A 222-nucleotide genomic window follows, 5' to 3' on the forward strand; every position below is an offset into this window, starting at 1 on the left:
CATCCTCTGAAAACCCTAGAGATAGGGCTTCTCCTTCGGGAGCAGAGTGACAGGTGGTGCATGGTTGTCGTCAGCTCGTGTCGTGAGATGTTGGGTTAAGTCCCGCAACGCGCGCAACCCTTGATCTTAGTTGCCATCATTAAGTTGGGCACTCTAAGGTGACTGCCGGTGACAAACCGGAGGAAGGTGGGGATGACGTCAAATCATCATGCCCCTTATGAC

The 222-nt window shown here is 53.2% G+C and carries 1 rRNA gene; it reads left to right on the top strand.

The window, feature by feature from the left end:
• Positions 1 to 222: ribosomal RNA gene (locus tag MR170_RS31910) — 16S ribosomal RNA — on the top strand; the annotation flags it as partial.

It is taken from the genome of Bacillus cereus group sp. BfR-BA-01524 (assembly GCF_022662595.1).
GTDB lineage: Bacteria > Bacillota > Bacilli > Bacillales > Bacillaceae_G > Bacillus_A > Bacillus_A thuringiensis_S.